The organism is Haemophilus parainfluenzae T3T1, from assembly GCF_000210895.1.
GTDB classification, from domain to species: Bacteria; Pseudomonadota; Gammaproteobacteria; order Enterobacterales; family Pasteurellaceae; genus Haemophilus_D; species Haemophilus_D parainfluenzae_A.
On the sequence record NC_015964.1, the window covers coordinates 1,346,964 to 1,362,073 of the forward strand.

General features: G+C 39.2%; 17 protein-coding genes. 8 read left to right on the forward strand and 9 right to left on the reverse strand.

Annotation, left to right across the window (positions count from 1 at the left end; genetic code table 11):
• Positions 1 to 60: 60 nt before the first annotated feature.
• On the reverse strand, positions 61 to 1,059 hold the full coding sequence (locus tag PARA_RS06850; protein ID WP_005697230.1) for an iron ABC transporter substrate-binding protein: 999 nt from the start codon (positions 1,057 to 1,059) through the stop codon (positions 61 to 63).
• Positions 1,060 to 1,265: 206 nt separating this feature from the next.
• On the opposite strand from PARA_RS06850, the gene gshAB reads away from it, so the two are divergent.
• From gshAB to PARA_RS06870, 4 genes are all read left to right on the forward strand, one after another.
• The gene (gshAB, locus tag PARA_RS06855; RefSeq protein WP_014065118.1) at positions 1,266 to 3,539 is read left to right on the forward strand and encodes a bifunctional glutamate--cysteine ligase GshA/glutathione synthetase GshB; all 2,274 of its coding nucleotides are present in this window, start codon (positions 1,266 to 1,268) and stop codon (positions 3,537 to 3,539) included.
• 98 nt (positions 3,540 to 3,637) lie between these two features.
• Entirely contained in the window at positions 3,638 to 4,726 is a 1,089-nt protein-coding gene (locus PARA_RS06860) for a PhoH family protein (RefSeq protein ID WP_014065119.1), read from the forward strand.
• 1 nt (position 4,727) lies between these two features.
• Entirely contained in the window at positions 4,728 to 5,192 is a 465-nt protein-coding gene (ybeY, locus tag PARA_RS06865) for an rRNA maturation RNase YbeY (protein WP_014065120.1), read from the forward strand.
• An 18-nt stretch (positions 5,193 to 5,210) separates the two neighbouring features.
• Complete coding sequence (locus tag PARA_RS06870; protein ID WP_014065121.1) at positions 5,211 to 5,996, forward strand: Cof-type HAD-IIB family hydrolase; 786 nt, start codon at positions 5,211 to 5,213, stop codon at positions 5,994 to 5,996.
• A 38-nt stretch (positions 5,997 to 6,034) separates the two neighbouring features.
• Here PARA_RS06870 and tpx read toward each other — a convergent pair whose 3' ends face one another.
• The 3 genes from tpx to serC all read right to left on the reverse strand — a co-directional run bounded on the left by tpx (position 6,035) and on the right by serC (position 8,797).
• On the reverse strand, positions 6,035 to 6,532 hold the full coding sequence (tpx, locus tag PARA_RS06875; RefSeq protein WP_014065122.1) for a thiol peroxidase: 498 nt from the start codon (positions 6,530 to 6,532) through the stop codon (positions 6,035 to 6,037).
• 8 nt (positions 6,533 to 6,540) lie between these two features.
• Complete coding sequence (gene hisC, locus PARA_RS06880; protein WP_014065123.1) at positions 6,541 to 7,650, reverse strand: histidinol-phosphate transaminase; 1,110 nt, start codon at positions 7,648 to 7,650, stop codon at positions 6,541 to 6,543.
• 64 nt (positions 7,651 to 7,714) lie between these two features.
• Positions 7,715 to 8,797 carry a 3-phosphoserine/phosphohydroxythreonine transaminase gene (gene serC / locus PARA_RS06885; protein ID WP_014065124.1) on the reverse strand — a complete coding sequence of 361 codons (1,083 nt, stop codon included), beginning with the start codon at positions 8,795 to 8,797 and terminating at the stop codon, positions 7,715 to 7,717.
• A 178-nt stretch (positions 8,798 to 8,975) separates the two neighbouring features.
• On the opposite strand from serC, the gene PARA_RS06890 reads away from it, so the two are divergent.
• Entirely contained in the window at positions 8,976 to 9,329 is a 354-nt protein-coding gene (locus tag PARA_RS06890; protein WP_014065125.1) for a DUF496 family protein, read from the forward strand.
• A 76-nt stretch (positions 9,330 to 9,405) separates the two neighbouring features.
• Here PARA_RS06890 and PARA_RS06895 read toward each other — a convergent pair whose 3' ends face one another.
• Positions 9,406 to 9,903, reverse strand: coding sequence for a YbhB/YbcL family Raf kinase inhibitor-like protein (locus PARA_RS06895; protein WP_014065126.1), 498 nt, complete (start codon positions 9,901 to 9,903; stop codon positions 9,406 to 9,408).
• Positions 9,904 to 9,913: 10 nt separating this feature from the next.
• Positions 9,914 to 10,906 carry a 16S rRNA (guanine(1207)-N(2))-methyltransferase RsmC gene (gene rsmC, locus PARA_RS06900; protein ID WP_014065127.1) on the reverse strand — a complete coding sequence of 331 codons (993 nt, stop codon included), beginning with the start codon at positions 10,904 to 10,906 and terminating at the stop codon, positions 9,914 to 9,916.
• An 87-nt stretch (positions 10,907 to 10,993) separates the two neighbouring features.
• Here rsmC and PARA_RS06905 point away from each other — a divergent pair, with 87 nt between their 5' ends.
• Genes PARA_RS06905 through rimI form a run of 3 tightly spaced genes read left to right on the forward strand, consistent with a single transcriptional unit; the run spans position 10,994 to position 12,441 of the window.
• On the forward strand, positions 10,994 to 11,587 hold the full coding sequence (locus tag PARA_RS06905) for a hypothetical protein (protein ID WP_014065128.1): 594 nt from the start codon (positions 10,994 to 10,996) through the stop codon (positions 11,585 to 11,587).
• A 3-nt stretch (positions 11,588 to 11,590) separates the two neighbouring features.
• Positions 11,591 to 11,995 carry a DNA polymerase III subunit psi gene (locus PARA_RS06910; protein WP_014065129.1) on the forward strand — a complete coding sequence of 135 codons (405 nt, stop codon included), beginning with the start codon at positions 11,591 to 11,593 and terminating at the stop codon, positions 11,993 to 11,995.
• 5 nt (positions 11,996 to 12,000) lie between these two features.
• A complete protein-coding gene (gene rimI / locus PARA_RS06915; RefSeq protein ID WP_014065130.1) occupies positions 12,001 to 12,441 on the forward strand; it encodes a ribosomal protein S18-alanine N-acetyltransferase in 441 nt (146 codons plus the stop codon).
• Between the two features lie 55 nt (positions 12,442 to 12,496).
• Here the strand turns inward: rimI and fdhE are convergent, their stop codons facing one another.
• Genes fdhE through fdxH form a run of 3 tightly spaced genes read right to left on the reverse strand, consistent with a single transcriptional unit; the run spans position 12,497 to position 15,110 of the window.
• A complete protein-coding gene (fdhE, locus tag PARA_RS06920; protein WP_014065131.1) occupies positions 12,497 to 13,405 on the reverse strand; it encodes a formate dehydrogenase accessory protein FdhE in 909 nt (302 codons plus the stop codon).
• 60 nt (positions 13,406 to 13,465) lie between these two features.
• Positions 13,466 to 14,182: a formate dehydrogenase subunit gamma gene (locus PARA_RS06925; protein WP_041918252.1), complete on the reverse strand. Its 717-nt coding sequence runs from the start codon at positions 14,180 to 14,182 to the stop codon at positions 13,466 to 13,468.
• Positions 14,175 to 15,110, reverse strand: a complete 936-nt coding sequence (fdxH, locus tag PARA_RS06930) for a formate dehydrogenase subunit beta (protein WP_014065133.1) — start codon at positions 15,108 to 15,110, stop codon at positions 14,175 to 14,177. Before fdxH ends, PARA_RS06925 begins: the two co-directional genes overlap by 8 nt.

The window sequence follows — 15,110 nt, forward strand, 5'->3', positions numbered from 1 at the left end:
AGTCGAGTAAATAACAGAAGGGCGTGTATTACACGCCCTATATTGCATAGTAAATTAAACTTATTTCAAACCAGCTTCTTCAATAAGTTTGTTTGCGTTGTCTTTGTCTTCAGAAGTGGTTGCTGAAACAACAGGCGCTTCTAATTTTGCATAAGGTTCCATGTTAAATGGAGAAACCACATCGGTACGAAGTGGGTATTCTGCACGTACTGAAACAAACGCTTGTTGTCCTTCTTTACTTGCTAAGAAATCAACGAATTTTTTCGCTTCTTCTTTATTTTTAGACCCTTTTAATACAGCAGCACCAGAATAAGTCACTAATGCACCAGGATCTTGATGACGAATAAAATAAAGACGTGTTTTGAGGTTTTCAGCACCTTTTTCTTTTGCCAGAGTATACCAGTAATAGTTGTTAATTAACGCTGCTGGTACTTCACCATTTTCAACCGCTTGAAGGGCAACACTGTTTTTCGCATAAAGTTTGCCGTTTTCTTTTAAGCCTTTTAACCATTTAAGAGCGGCATCTTTACCTTTTAATTTGGTAATCGCAACAACTTGCTCTAAGAATGCGCCTGAAGTTGGAACGTAACCAATTTTATCTTTCCATTTTGGTGTTGCATAATCTAACACGGATTTTTCCATGTCTTTTTCAGATAATTTAGTGTGATCGTAAACCACAACACGAGAACGACCGCTTAATGCGACCCAGTCTTTTTTCGGTGCAACAGGCACACCTTTGTGTGCAGTTTGTTTAATAGTATCTGCAGAAAGCGGTTCTAATAAGCCCGCATCAGACAGGGCAGCGAAAGGTGCAGTTTGTTCAGAAAAGAATACGTCAGCAGGGGTTTTATCGCCCTCTTCTTTTAATTGACCTGCAAGTTGATCACTTTTAGCACTGTTTAAGGTCACTTTAATGCCCGTTGCTTTTGTAAATGCATCAGCAACAGCTTGAGAACCTTCTTTGTGCTGTCCATTGTAAACAGTAATATCTGCAGAAGCGAATCCTGCAAACGCCATTAAGCCGGTTAGTGCGGCAATTTGGAAGTGCTTAATTTTCATGAAAACTCCTTTATGTTATCGGGCAAATCGCCCATTTTCTGAAAATAAAATTCGTCCCATTCTAATATATTTAAAAGAGATAATGCAAATAATTCTCAGATGTTTTTCTCTTATATCAAAATTTCATATCCCATTCTATTTTTTTACTTCGTCCTATGTTAATTTTTCTCCATAATGTCTAGTAGAAATTTCTAATAAGGACGGATATGAATATTCAGCAAATCATTAAACAACATCATTTAGAGCTCTTATTCCAGCAAGGGTCGTTTGGGATTGAAAAGGAAAGTCAACGGGTATATGCAGATGGTTCAATTGTGACGTCACCGCATCCTAAAGCTTTTGGTAATCGTCGTTTTCACCCTTATATTCAAACTGATTTTGCAGAAAGTCAGTTGGAATTGGTGACTCCCCCTATGAAAAAGTTAGAGGATACACTACGTTGGCTTTCAGCCATTCATGAAGTGACTTTGCGAACTTTACCGGAGGATGAATTTATTTTTCCTTTTAGTATGCCTGCAGGATTACCGCCAGAAGAACACATTAAGGTTGCACAATTAGATAATCAGGAAGATGTGGCTTATCGGGAGCATTTAGTCCAGTCTTACGGTAAATATAAGCAAATGGTCAGTGGTATTCATTACAATTTTCAAATTGACCCTAAGTTTATTGATGCTTTATTTCATGCACAAAATGAAATACAAAGTGCGGTTGATTTTCAAAATAATTTTTACCTAAAAATAGCGAAGAACTTCTTACGCTATCAATGGATTTTACTTTACTTGTTTTCTGCAACACCGACGGTAGAGGAAAAATATTTCAGAGGCAATTCACCCCTTAAACCGCATCAATATGTGCGGAGTTTACGTTCAGGGAAATATGGTTATGTGAATAATCCGAAGATCCACGTCTCTTATGACAGTTTGCAAGAGTATGTTGAGACGTTAGAACACTGGGTGAAATCGGGTGATTTGATTGCGGAAAAAGAGTTTTACTCGAGTGTACGTTTGCGTGGTGCTAAAAAAGCGCGAGATTTACTTGAAAAAGGAATTCAATATTTAGAATTTCGTTTGTTTGATCTCAATCCGTTTGCACCTTATGGAATGGAACTCGCTGATGCGAAATTCATTCATTATTTTATTTTGTTAATGGCATGGCTTGAGGATACCGCTGATCAAGAAGGTATAAAATTAGGCAAAGCACGTCTTGCTGAAGTAGCATGGGAAGATCCAAGAGAGCAAAGTGTTTATGCGGTAGAAGGCGAATTAGTCCTCCTTGAAATGCTCAAGATGCTTGAACAACTTAATGTGAGTGATGAGATAAAAACGATTGTTAAAAACAAATTGGAGCAATTTGCGGATCCAAGCCAAACGCTTTGTGCAAAAGTGGTTGCGGCAATTGAACAGGTCGGTAGTTACCAACAATTAGGGGCCGATATTGCGCAATCTAATAAAGCAAAAGCCTTTGAACGTTTTTATGCATTAACTGCGTTTGATAATATGGAACTGTCCACACAAGCGTTATTGTTTGATGCAATCCAAAAAGGGCTAAAGATTGAGATTTTAGATGAACGCGATCAATTTATCAGTCTTCAATTTGGCGATCATTTGGAATATGTGAAAAACGGTAATATGACTTCTCACGATAGCTATATTTCTCCACTCATTATGGAAAATAAAGTGGTGACGAAGAAAGTGTTAGCGAAAGCAGGATTTAATGTACCGCAAAGCATCGAGTTTACCGATGTGAAAAGTGCGGTCGAAAATTTCCCACTTTTTGAAAATCGAGCTGTCGTGATTAAGCCAAAATCAACGAATTTTGGTTTAGGGATCAGTATTTTCCAACAAGGTGTAACGGATAGAGATGATTTTGCAAAAGCAGTAGAAATTGCTTTCCGTGAAGATAAAGAGATCATGGTTGAAGATTATCTACTTGGCACCGAATACCGTTTCTTTGTGTTAGGCGATCAAACGTTAGCTGTCTTATTACGTGTTCCAGCAAATGTCATTGGAGATGGTGTACATACCGTTGCTGAATTAGTTGCGGCTAAAAATGATCATCCTTTACGGGGCGATGGTAGTCGAACACCATTGAAAAAAATTGCATTAGGGGATATTGAGCAGTTGCAGCTTAAGGAACAAGGCTTAACTGTGGATTCTATTCCAGCGAAAGATCAACTTGTCCAATTACGTGCGAATTCCAATATTAGTACAGGCGGCGATTCTATTGATATGACGGATGAAATGCATGCCAGTTACAAAGAAATTGCGGTCGGGATTAGCAAAGCAATGGGGGCGGCAGTGTGTGGCGTGGATTTGATTATTCCTGATTTGAAAAAGCCGGCAGAACCGAGCCTACGTTCGTGGGGTGTGATTGAGGCAAACTTTAATCCTATGATGATGATGCATATTTTCCCATTTAGTGGACAATCTCGACGATTGACAATGAATGTGATTAAGATGCTTTTCCCAGAATTGCCTTAATTTGGTTATCGGGCTTCATCAGTTGGTGAAGCCCGTTTTACATTCATCGTAATTAGGCTAAAATGGAGACAGTATTCACAATTCTAAAATGAAATTTAATGACAACTTTTACCTTAGAACCTCAAGAAAATGATCGTCTGCAATCCCTTTGCGGTGCATTTGATGAAAATATCAAACTGATTGAAAAAGAATTTAACCTCAATATTTCCCGTAATAATTTCACTTTCACCGTGAAATCAAATGATGAAAATCCCAAATCTCACCATGAACAATTAATTGAGCGTGCGGCGAAATTAATCCAAACATTATATGTGGAAACTGCACCAATTAAAGGGAAAGTGAAAGAACTTGATTTAGAAGATGTGCATATTGCCTTGCAAGAGAGCAGAATGTTATCTCAAGCGGGAAGTGAGTCACGCAGTGAAAATCACGTTTATAGCACCACAATTAAAACTAAGCGTGGTTTGATTAAACCGCGTGGTGAAAATCAAATTCAGTATTTACACAATATTCTTACGCACGATATTAGTTTTGGAATTGGACCCGCCGGAACGGGGAAAACTTTTTTAGCCGTAGCAGCAGCTGTAGAGGCATTAGAACGCCAAGAAATTCGTCGCATTTTGCTGACTCGTCCTGCGGTGGAAGCGGGCGAAAAATTAGGTTTCCTGCCGGGTGATTTAGGACAGAAAATTGAACCTTATTTACGACCGCTTTATGATGCGTTATTTGAAATGCTTGGCTTTGAACGCGTACAAAAATTGATGGAGCGTAATGTGATTGAAATCGCGCCATTAGCTTATATGCGTGGGCGAACACTTAATGATAGCTTTATCATTCTAGATGAAAGCCAAAATACGACGGTCGAACAAATGAAAATGTTTTTAACCCGTATTGGTTTTAATTCTAAAGCCGTGATTACAGGGGATGTAACCCAAATCGATTTACCGCGCAGCACCAAATCGGGTTTACGTCACGCCATGGAAGTGTTAAGTAAAGTATCGGAATTAAGCTTTAACTACTTTGAAAGTAAAGATATTGTGCGACATCCTGTGGTGGCAAAAGTAGTGCAAGCTTACGAAGAATGGGAAGCCCAAGATGAAATCCGCCGTCAAGAAATCGCAGCGCAGCGTCGAGCTGAACGTGAGCAAAAAGTGCGGTCAGAAAATGAAACGAATTTAGGAGAATAACATGGGCAATATGATTATCGATTTGCAACTGGCGAGCGAAAATACTGAAGGCTTGCCATCAGAAGCGCAAATTCTGCAATGGGCAACAGCCGCAGTGCAACCAGAAAGTGATAATGTGGAAATGACCGTGCGCATTGTTGATGAAGCAGAAAGTCATGATTTAAATTTGACTTATCGTGGAAAAGATCGTCCAACTAATGTGTTGTCTTTCCCTTTTGAATGCCCTGATGAAGTGGAATTACCGCTGTTGGGCGATTTAGTGATTTGTCGTCAAGTGGTGGAGCGTGAAGCTATCGAGCAAGAAAAGCCTTTAATGGCACATTGGGCGCATATGATTGTGCATGGCAGCTTACATTTGTTGGGGTACGATCACATTGACGATGATGAAGCTGAAGAAATGGAAAGTTTAGAAACTGAAATTATGCAAGGTTTAGGCTTTGCCGATCCTTACCTTTCAGAAAAATAATAACAATTTGGAGCAATTATGTATAAAGCCGTATTCAGTGATTTTGATGGTACCTTATTAACGTCGGATCATCGAATTTCGCCTAAAACCTTAGATGCAATTCAACGCATTACAAAACAAGGTATTCCATTTACACCAATCTCTGCGCGTTCGCCGCTGGGTATTTGGCCTTATGCGAAACTCATTGAAAATTACAACATCATTGTGGCATTTAGTGGCGCCTTGATTTTAGATAAAAACGCTACGCCTATTTATTCAGTACAAATTGATCCCGCTGATATTCAAGCCATTAATCAAGTATTAGCAGACCATCCTGCGTTGGGTGTGAATTATTATACTTATGATGATTGTGTCGCTCGTGATTTAGATAATAAATGGGTGATTTATGAACGTAGCGTGACAGGCATTCAAATCGATCCTTATGATGAAAGTGCGGTTTATTCTCCGCATAAAATCCAAATCATTGGTGAAACAGACGAAGTGATTAGTATTGAGAAAATCCTAAAAGAGAAATTCCCACATTTAAGCATTTGCCGTTCTCATGCGAATTTCCTTGAAGTGATGCATAAATCCGCGACAAAAGGTAATGCAGTACGTTTTCTCGAAGATTACTTCCATGTGAAGATGGAAGAATGTGTTGCTTTCGGCGATAACTTTAACGATTTAGATATGCTAGAAAGTGTGGGATTGGGCGTTGCAATGGGCAATGCACCCGATGAAATTAAACAAGCCGCAAATCGTGTCACGGCTTCTCATAATGATGATGGAATAGCATTGATATTGAATGAGATTTTCCCTGAATAAATAAAAAGGCGCTTTCTATGAGAAAAGCGCCTTATTCATTATAGTGCGGCTAGCGCAGCTTCATAATTTGGTTCATCTTTAATTTCAGATACCAATTCACTATGTAACACATTGTTGTTTTCATCTAAAACAATCACTGAACGAGCAGTTAAACCTGCGATTGGACCAGTTTTGATGTTTACCCCTAAGTTTTCATGGGCTTCTTTATGACGGAAAGTAGAAAGTGTTTCTACCTTCTCAATACCTTCCGCACCGCAGAATCGTGCTTGTGCAAAAGGTAAGTCTGCTGAAATGCAAAGTACCACGGCATTCTTTAAATTAGCTGCCTGTTGATTGAATTTACGAACAGAAGTTGCACATACACCTGTATCAATACTCGGGAAAATATTTAAGACCTTGCGTTTTCCTGCATAAGCATCAAGCGTCACGTCAGCAAGTTCTTTATTGGTGAGTATAAGTGCGGTCACTTTTTCCCCTTTTTTGGGAAAGTTGCCACTTACTTCAATGGGATTGCCCATCATTGTTACTTGTGTCATAAAAGCTCCTATTTTTTATTTCCTAAATTAAGCACTTTTTTAAGTGCAGTAAAAAATTTGTCATTTTCTTGCGGTAAGCCAATACTGATGCGTAAGTGATTTGGCATACCATAACCTGCAATAGGACGAACAATGACACCTTCACGTAATAATGAATCATAAATTGGTGCAGCAGGCTGTTTAAAATCAATGGTAATAAAGTTACCTTTAGACGGAATAAAGTCTAAGCCATATTGTTGACAGAAGGCTTCATAACGTTTCATTTCTTGGCGATTATTTTCAGCCACTTTTTCCACGAAAGCATCATCATTCATCACTGCAATCGCACTGGTCAAAGCAAGACTATTACAGTTAAATGGCTGACGAACACGGTTTAATAAATCTGCAATTTCAGGATTAGAGACCGCGTAGCCAATTCGTAAACCCGCCAATCCATAAGCTTTTGATAGGGAGCGAGAAACGATAAGGTTCGGGTATTTATCTAGTAACGCAAAAGAATTAACCCGTTCACTAGGATGGGTAAATTCAGTATACGCTTCATCTAATACCACAATTACGTTTTCAGGTACTTTGGCCAAGAAAGCATCCAATTCTGCTTCCGTTAAGAAATTCCCCGTTGGGTTGTTTGGATTGGCAATAAAAATCAGCTTGGTTTTATCTGAAAGTTCGGTCAAAAATCCGTTTAAATCGTGTCCCCAATCTTTAGCAGGAATTTCTTTTGCGACAGCGTTAATGGCTTTGGTCACTAAAGGGTAAACAATAAAGGCGTATTGTGAATAAATCACTTCATCATACTCACCCGCAAAGGTATGAGCAAAGAGCTCTAATAAATCGTTAGAACCATTGCCAAGGGTGATTTGGTTTGGTTGCACACCAAATTTTTTTGCAATAGCCGCTTTAAGTTCAAAACCATTCGCATCAGGATAGCGAGTTAGATGATCAAGTTGGGCTTGAATGGCTTTTTTAGCACTTTCAGGAAAACCGAAAGGGTTTTCATTTGAAGCAAGTTTAACGATATTAGTAATACCTAATTCACGTTCGAGTTCTTCGATGGGTTTTCCTGCTTGGTAAGGTGAAAGAGATTTTACGCCTTGATTGGCGACGTTGATGTATTGCATATGCTTTCCTTATAAAAACGAGCGGGCCTTTCAGCCCGCACGTTGAGTTTAATAAATCAGATAATTAGCTATTTTCAGCTTCAAATTTTTTCATGAATTCAATGAGTGCTTGCACGCCTTCTAATGGCATCGCATTATAGATAGAGGCACGCATACCACCTAGCACTTTGTGACCTTTTAAAGCTTGAAGACCGGCAGCTGTAGATTCTGCAACAAATTTAGCATCAAGTTCAGGATTGCCTGTCACAAATGTGACATTCATGGTTGAACGGTTTTCTTTAGCTACGACGTTACGATAGAGTTTGCTGCTATCAATGTAGTCATAAAGGGTTTGTGCTTTCACGGCGTTACGTTTTGCAATTTCTTTTAAGCCGCCAATTGCTTGAATGTGTTTGAAAACCAATGAACAGAGATACCAAGCAAAGGTTGGTGGGGTATTGATCATGGAATCAGCATCACGCTGTGTTGCATAATTCCAAATTGATGGAGTGGCTTGGCGAGCATGACCAATTAAATCATCGCGAATAATTACAAGTGTAATCCCTGCTGGACCAAGATTTTTTTGTGCACCCGCGTAAATGACACCAAATTTGCTAATATCAATTTCGCGAGAGAGCACATTAGATGACATATCGGCTACAAGTACCGCATTGCCCACATTAGGTACATCAAAAATTTCAACACCGCTGATAGTTTCATTTGGGCAATAGTGAACGTAATCGTATTGTTCAGCGATTTTGCTGAAATCAAGATTGGTGATGTGAGTGTGATCACCATTTTCCACAATGGTAATTTCATCAATTTCAGCAAAGTTACGCGCTTCTTTTGCTGCGGTTGCAGACCAATGTCCGCTATTTAAGTAAAGTGCTTTGCCTTTCTCACCAATTAGGTTCATTGGTAATGCCGCAAATTGACCACGAGCCCCACCTTGTAGGAATAACACACGATAGTTATCTGGAATGTGATATACCTCGCGTAGATCTTTTTCTGCTTGAGCAATCAATTCCATAAAATATTTGCCACGGTGACTGACTTCCATTACCGATACACCTTGACCAAGCCAGTTGGTTAGCTCAGCTTGTGCTTTTTGTAGAACCTCAGGAAAAATCATGGCTGGACCAGCGCTAAAATTAAAGACTTTTGACATTGTGTTTCCTTATTTTATTTTGAATGGATTCTTCATTTTTACCACTACCGACTAGGATAATCAACTAAATCAAACAGTTTTTTGATCTAATCCATCAATTTAAATTTAAGCTTTTGACGGGAACGAAAAAAAAGGCTACATTACTCCGAGTTTGTTTTTAACTTTGAGAGAGTAGATCATGGGAAATGTAAGTAAATCCTTCCAAGAAGTATTAGAGTATGTGCGTTTATATCGTTTAAAAAATAAACTTAAGCGCGACATTGAAGACAACAACCGCAAAATTCGTGATAACCAAAAACGTGTCTTATTATTAGATAACTTAAATCAATATATTCGTGATGATATGAGCATTGAAGATGTTCGTGCGATTATCGAAAATATGCGTGATGACTATGAAGGCCGTGTGGATGAGTACAACATTCGCAATGCGGAACTTTCAACTTTACGCCGTGAAACGAGCAATAAGATGAAAGAACAGAAAAAAGCGCACTCGAAATTAGTCAAAGACTCATCAAATAAAATCACATTATAAACCCTCAAAATAAATGACCGTACTTTATCGAAGTGCGGTCATTTTTTATGGTATTTTTAGGATGAGCTATAAATGATTAAACATCATAGGTGCCCATTATCACAGCTTGATCCAAAATATGCCCTTGCATCGCAAAATGTAGATCATTAAAACGGAATCCCGGTTTGAGGTTTAGTTTGGTATCGAGTGCATACACAATAAGCTCGTAACGATGTAAACAGTTTGGTGGTGCCATACCACCATAGAATGAGGCTTCTTCAATATCAAATTGACCTAATTTACTCGCCCAAGTGTTTGCACCCTGTACATAATCTGTTGCGGTTTGGCTTTCATTTTCTTGAATAACCATACGTTCAAGATCTGCAATGAGCCAATGAATCCACACAAAGCCACTTGCCGTAATTGCGTCTTTATCTTCTAAGACAACTGCAAAGGATTTAGTGCCTTGAGGGGCATCGTGAATTTCAAAGGGAATAGAGTAGGTCGGCATACCATTTGGGCTAAATTGTGTGCCGCGTTTACCATATTTGTCTTCAAAGGCACCATTTTGAATAGCTGAACTGGTTACAAACATTGTTTTCTCCTTAATTTCTCACGGAATACACTTTAAATTTGGTGGTTTGAGCAAGGACTTCAAACTTACCGAAATGTTGCGCTAATAAATCGGGATAGGGCAGAAATGCATTAGCAACAATACGAAGTTCACCACCGGCCGTCAAATGCCATTTTGCTTGTTGAATAAGTTCTTTCACTGCACGATAAGCAGTATCGACTCCATCGTGGAAAGGCGGGTTTGAAATGATCAGATCAAATTTCCCTTCAATATGGGAAAACACATCGCTTGCGATAACCCGGCCTTCAAGTTGATTTTCAGCAAGCGTTTGGCGAGCAGATTGAATTGCCATTGCATGAATATCAGTCATTGTGACATCCGCTTTAGGGTGATGTTTTTTGATCATTGAACCAATGACACCCGCACCACAACCAACGTCTAATACTTTGCCTTGAATTGGTGACGTTAAGGTAGAAAGTAGAAGTGACGTTCCATTATCAAGTTCATTGGCACTGAATACACCCGGCAAGCTGAAAATACGGAGATCGCCTAATGCATCATTTTGGTAGCATTTCCAATAAGATTGAAGATCAAAGTGCGGTTGTTTTTGTAAGGCAAAATGGTATAAACCGCAACGACGCGCAGAGTCGATTTTGCCAATTTCACCATAAGGTTCAAGCAGTTTTTCAGCTGAACGGACGCCACAACGATTTTCACCGATAATCAACACTTCTTGACCAATTTTACTTTTGGCGAGTAGTTGCATCAGCTGAAAATTCACTTCTTGTTTATTCTTCGTCCAATAATAAATAATCAAATCGGCTTGCGGCTGAAATTCAACCTCAAAATTGACCGCACTTTGGGTTTTTGCATAATCAAAATACCAACTCCAAACCTGCACAGATTGGCAATGTTTTTGCAATATTTGAGGGAAATCATCATTAATGCTGCCGGCAAGAAGAATTGATTTACCGCTAAAAAGGGGAAGATGGCGTTGTAAAACTTCGCTTTCGAGAGAAATCACGCTTTAAATCCTGTGGTTTATTGGTTAAAATTACGTGTTATTCTAACAAAAGAAAACGATTTAAACGTATTTATTAAGGAATTATTTATGAAAAAAATCATCACCGCAGTCGCAATGGCAAGTTTATTGTCTGGCTGTCAATTAATCGAACAACTTCAAGGTAGCAAACAAAAAACTTCAACCTTACCAACAACAAGCTCAAAAGTTGAATTACCTGCTGCACAAGCGCAAAGCTTAGATGCGCAGTTTGAGCGCATCAAAAAAGGTAATCAAGAAGTAACATTCAACGGCGAGAAATTCTATAAACAAACAAAAGCCTTTGATAAATCAGAAGATCCGCGTTTCTTAAGTGGTGCATCTAGTGTAGATCGTAGTAACCGTAAATTTATCACTAGTGAAACTTACTACCTGAAAGATGTTTCTCACGTTCCATCATTAACGACAAAATATCTTGATACAAATAAAAAAGTATGTGATTTAAAAACGATTGGTAACGCTTCAGATGTTTACTATGCTTGTGATGGTAAAGATTTCCAACGTTTTATCGCCGTGATTTATCAAGCAAAAAACATTCTTTCTTTCCGTAGCTTAAAAGCGTATCAAGAAAAACCAACAGATGCGCAAGAAAAAGCAATTGTTAAAGGTTTAAGAGATTATCCGCTAGATACTATCGCTCGTTAATCTATGGATAGACGCAATCTTCTTTTAAATGAAATGGGAATAACCCGTTGGCAGCTTTATCGCCCAGAAGTATTGCAAGGGGCGGTAGGTGTGAGTGTTTCAGAACAAGTGAAATTTATTGTGGTGGTCAATGATAATCTCTCAAGTTCACCGCTTTTTGCAGATATTCGACTTGCGCTAGAGCTCAAAAAAGAAGATTGCCTTTGCCTGAATTTCGATCAAATTCAACATATCACGTTACAACATTCTGTACGGTATTGGTTATTGGCTGAAAATGCTGATGAAATCGACCGCACTTTGCCTTATTGCCTAAATGCAGAGCGAGTTTATCGCTCTGTTGATTGGCAACAATTCCAGCAAGATAGCCAAGCTAAACGTGAGCTTTGGCAACAAATCCAACAAATTTAATCATTATGCCTTCTCTTTTTTCTATTGAAGAATGCGATATGAATCGCTTATATGAAATTGAACAAGCAGCACACCTTGTGCCTTGGTCATTGGGAACATTGAAAAATAATGTCGGCGAGCGTTATCTCAATTTGAAATTAGTGGAGAAGGAGCAAGTGCTTGGTTTTGCTATTTGCCAAACGGTATTAGATGAAGCGACATTATTTAATATTGCGATTGAACCAGCTCAACAAGGAAAGGGCTACGGTTCGTTTTTATTGCAAGGTTTAATGGATAAGCTTAAAGAGAAAGGTATTCAAACGCTTTGGCTTGAAGTGCGTGAATCGAATCCTGCTCGTTTCCTTTATGAAAAGCTGGGATTTAATGAGGTTGATATTCGTAAGAATTATTATCCGAAACCAGATGGTGGACGAGAAAATGCTGTCGTGATGGCATGTTATCTCTAGCATGAAAAAGTGCGGTCAATTTTGACCGCACTTTGTTTACCTGAAAAGTAAGACATTACACTTCTTCTGCTGGGAAGACAAATGGATTTAATCCACTGCGTGCGAAGCCTTTTTCTTCCATTTCAATATCTAAGAAAATTGATGCTAAATCATCGGCTACCGCTTCAACATTCGGATCTTTTTCTTGGAACATGATTTTTAAGTAGCTTTGGCAATCGCCGCAGGTTTCTGCACGAACAAGAGCAAGCTCTTCATTTAATGACCACATTTCAAGATTTTTGTGTTCATTGCAGTTTGTACATTGTGCGCGCACTAAATTCCACTCACTTTCACAGAGATTGCAGTGCAAATAGCGTAAACCTTGTGAAGTACCGATATGGACAACACTTGACACGGGTGCAGAACCACAAACAGGGCAGTAATGTAGATTGTCAGTTCCTTCTTGGCGACTGTTATGAGGAATTTGTTGAGCCAGTTGTAACCAATAAAGAGAAAGCGCAGCCCAAATAAAGACGGCTTTATCGGTGCTCACTAAATTAAATTCTTGGCTTAAAAGATGGCTAGCCATTTCTTCAAGCTCTTTATCAGAGGCCTTTTCAAGATTCTCAATCGTAGCAAGAACCTGTTCATTCGCTTTTGGTTTAATGCTATGTAAAATTTCTTTGAGATATTCAATCCAAATGCTTGAGCGTTTAAATGTTTTAGTATTTAACGGTTCAAGTTCATCTAAATTATCGAAATGCTGTTTTTCTAATGGATTTTTTTCAAATACGCTTAATTGGCTTTCCACAACATCTGCAGCAAAGAGTAAATAATCAGCCAATGGATGATCTTTCGCTAATTCTCTTAAACGTTTTGCACGACGTTGATAAAGATTTTTAGGGTTAGCAAACAAAACAGGGGGAATATCGTATGAATTCGTTTTTTGTTTGATTTCGTCTGCAGATAAGATTTTGATACTCATAATTGTCTCTTAAGTATTTATAAGAAAAAGTGCGGTCAATTTTAACCGCACTTTTTGATTTTAGCCATTGATACCTTTGAACAATGCTTTGGTTTTTACTTTTTTACCTTCAGCTTCGTTTTTAAGGTCTTCTTCTAGCTTAGGAAGTACTTCTTCGTTATACCATTTCGGGTGGTGTTTTTTCGCCCAGCGAACGGTTACCCAGCCTTCCACGATACCACGAATGGAGCCTTTTACCCAGAATGCCATGTACATGTGTACCAAGATACCGGTGAACAACATGAATGCACTTAAAGAGTGAAGTAAAATCGCAAAACGTAATACCGGAATAGAGAAGTAGTGCGAGAAAAATTGACGCCACATAATGACGCCAGTTACAAGCAAGGTAACCATTGCCAAGTTCAATGTCCAGAATAACATTTTTTGACCAAGGTTATATTTACCGTTATAAGCAACAGCGTGTTCATTTCCTTTCAATACTTCAAGCATGCCTTTTAACCAACGGATATCGTTTTTCTCTGGAATGTTGTGATCCCAGTAAAGATAGCCAAGGAAAATAAAGGCAACAAACATAATGATACCGGTGAACGGGTGAATTGCTCGCGCCAGTTGCGGGGTACCTAAAATCTCAGTTAACCACGCAAAATCTGGGAAGAAGAAAGCCACACCAGTGAACATCGTCATAAAGAAGCAGATTACGAGTAGCCAGTGGCTAAAACGAGCAGGCGTTCTATGACGAATGATTCGAGTATCATTGCTAATCTCAATCTTACTCATCTTTGCCCCCTTTTCTATCTTCTTCTTCAAATTTGTGGTGATGATCTTCCACATCTTCTTCTACGTTTGGACCTACAGCTAAGTAGTGACCAATTTCAGCAAGTGCTAAACCACCCATTGCCACAGCTGCTACCGGTTTCAAGATATCTTTCCACACAGTGACAGAGAGGTCAATTTGTGGATCTTTAGGAAGACCGGAATAAAGCTCTGGTTTATCAGCATGATGTAATACATACATTACGTGTGTACCGCCCACGCCTTCAGGGTCATAGATGCCCGCATTTTCGTAACCACGTGATTTTAAGTCTGCAACACGTTGTTCTGCGTAGAGTTTCATTTCTTCTTTAGAACCAAAACGAATTGCACCAGTTGGACATGTTTTCACACAAGCCGGTTCTTGGCCTACAGAAACACGATCCACACAAAGGGTACATTTGTACACGCGGTTGTCGTCTGGGTTCATACGTGGAATGTTGAACGGACAACCTGCGATACAGTAACCACAACCGATACATTTATCAGATTGGAAATCCACGATACCGTTCGCATATTGGATGATTGCACCTGGTGCAGGACAAGCTTTTAAACAGCCTGGTTCTGAACAGTGCATACAACCATCTTTACGGATTAACCATTCTAAACGATCATTTTCTTCTACTTCGTTAAAGCGCATTACCGTCCACGCTTTTGCATTGAGATCTACAGGGTTATCGTAGATCCCCACACATTTTGCATTGACGTCAGAGCGGATATCATTCCATTCTGAACAGCCCACCTGACAGGCTTTACAACCGATACAGGTGGATACGTCGATTAATTTTGCTACTTCAACTTTATGATCTCGCGCTTGAGGTGCCGGCGTAAAACCAGACGTAGCGGAGACCTTGATAATGTCTTGCGATTGAACGCCTTGACCATTTCCTGCCAT

Excerpts from the sequence above, each read along its gene's own strand:
- PARA_RS06860 (WP_014065119.1), top strand. The coding sequence starts at position 3,638 with ATGACAACTTTTACCTTAGAACCTCAAGAAAATGATCGTCTGCAATCC.
- PARA_RS06870 (WP_014065121.1), top strand. The coding sequence starts at position 5,211 with ATGTATAAAGCCGTATTCAGTGATTTTGATGGTACCTTATTAACGTCG.
- serC (WP_014065124.1), bottom strand. The coding sequence starts at position 8,797 with ATGTCAAAAGTCTTTAATTTTAGCGCTGGTCCAGCCATGATTTTTCCT.
- PARA_RS06905 (WP_014065128.1), top strand. The coding sequence starts at position 10,994 with ATGAAAAAAATCATCACCGCAGTCGCAATGGCAAGTTTATTGTCTGGC.
- PARA_RS06890 (WP_014065125.1), top strand. The coding sequence starts at position 8,976 with ATGGGAAATGTAAGTAAATCCTTCCAAGAAGTATTAGAGTATGTGCGT.
- PARA_RS06910 (WP_014065129.1), top strand. The coding sequence starts at position 11,591 with ATGGATAGACGCAATCTTCTTTTAAATGAAATGGGAATAACCCGTTGG.
- hisC (WP_014065123.1), bottom strand. The coding sequence starts at position 7,650 with ATGCAATACATCAACGTCGCCAATCAAGGCGTAAAATCTCTTTCACCT.
- ybeY (WP_014065120.1), top strand. The coding sequence starts at position 4,728 with ATGGGCAATATGATTATCGATTTGCAACTGGCGAGCGAAAATACTGAA.
- PARA_RS06850 (WP_005697230.1), bottom strand. The coding sequence starts at position 1,059 with ATGAAAATTAAGCACTTCCAAATTGCCGCACTAACCGGCTTAATGGCG.
- gshAB (WP_014065118.1), top strand. The coding sequence starts at position 1,266 with ATGAATATTCAGCAAATCATTAAACAACATCATTTAGAGCTCTTATTC.
- PARA_RS06925 (WP_041918252.1), bottom strand. The coding sequence starts at position 14,182 with ATGAGTAAGATTGAGATTAGCAATGATACTCGAATCATTCGTCATAGA.
- rimI (WP_014065130.1), top strand. The coding sequence starts at position 12,001 with ATGCCTTCTCTTTTTTCTATTGAAGAATGCGATATGAATCGCTTATAT.
- fdhE (WP_014065131.1), bottom strand. The coding sequence starts at position 13,405 with ATGAGTATCAAAATCTTATCTGCAGACGAAATCAAACAAAAAACGAAT.
- PARA_RS06895 (WP_014065126.1), bottom strand. The coding sequence starts at position 9,903 with ATGTTTGTAACCAGTTCAGCTATTCAAAATGGTGCCTTTGAAGACAAA.
- fdxH (WP_014065133.1), bottom strand. The coding sequence starts at position 15,110 with ATGGCAGGAAATGGTCAAGGCGTTCAATCGCAAGACATTATCAAGGTC.
- tpx (WP_014065122.1), bottom strand. The coding sequence starts at position 6,532 with ATGACACAAGTAACAATGATGGGCAATCCCATTGAAGTAAGTGGCAAC.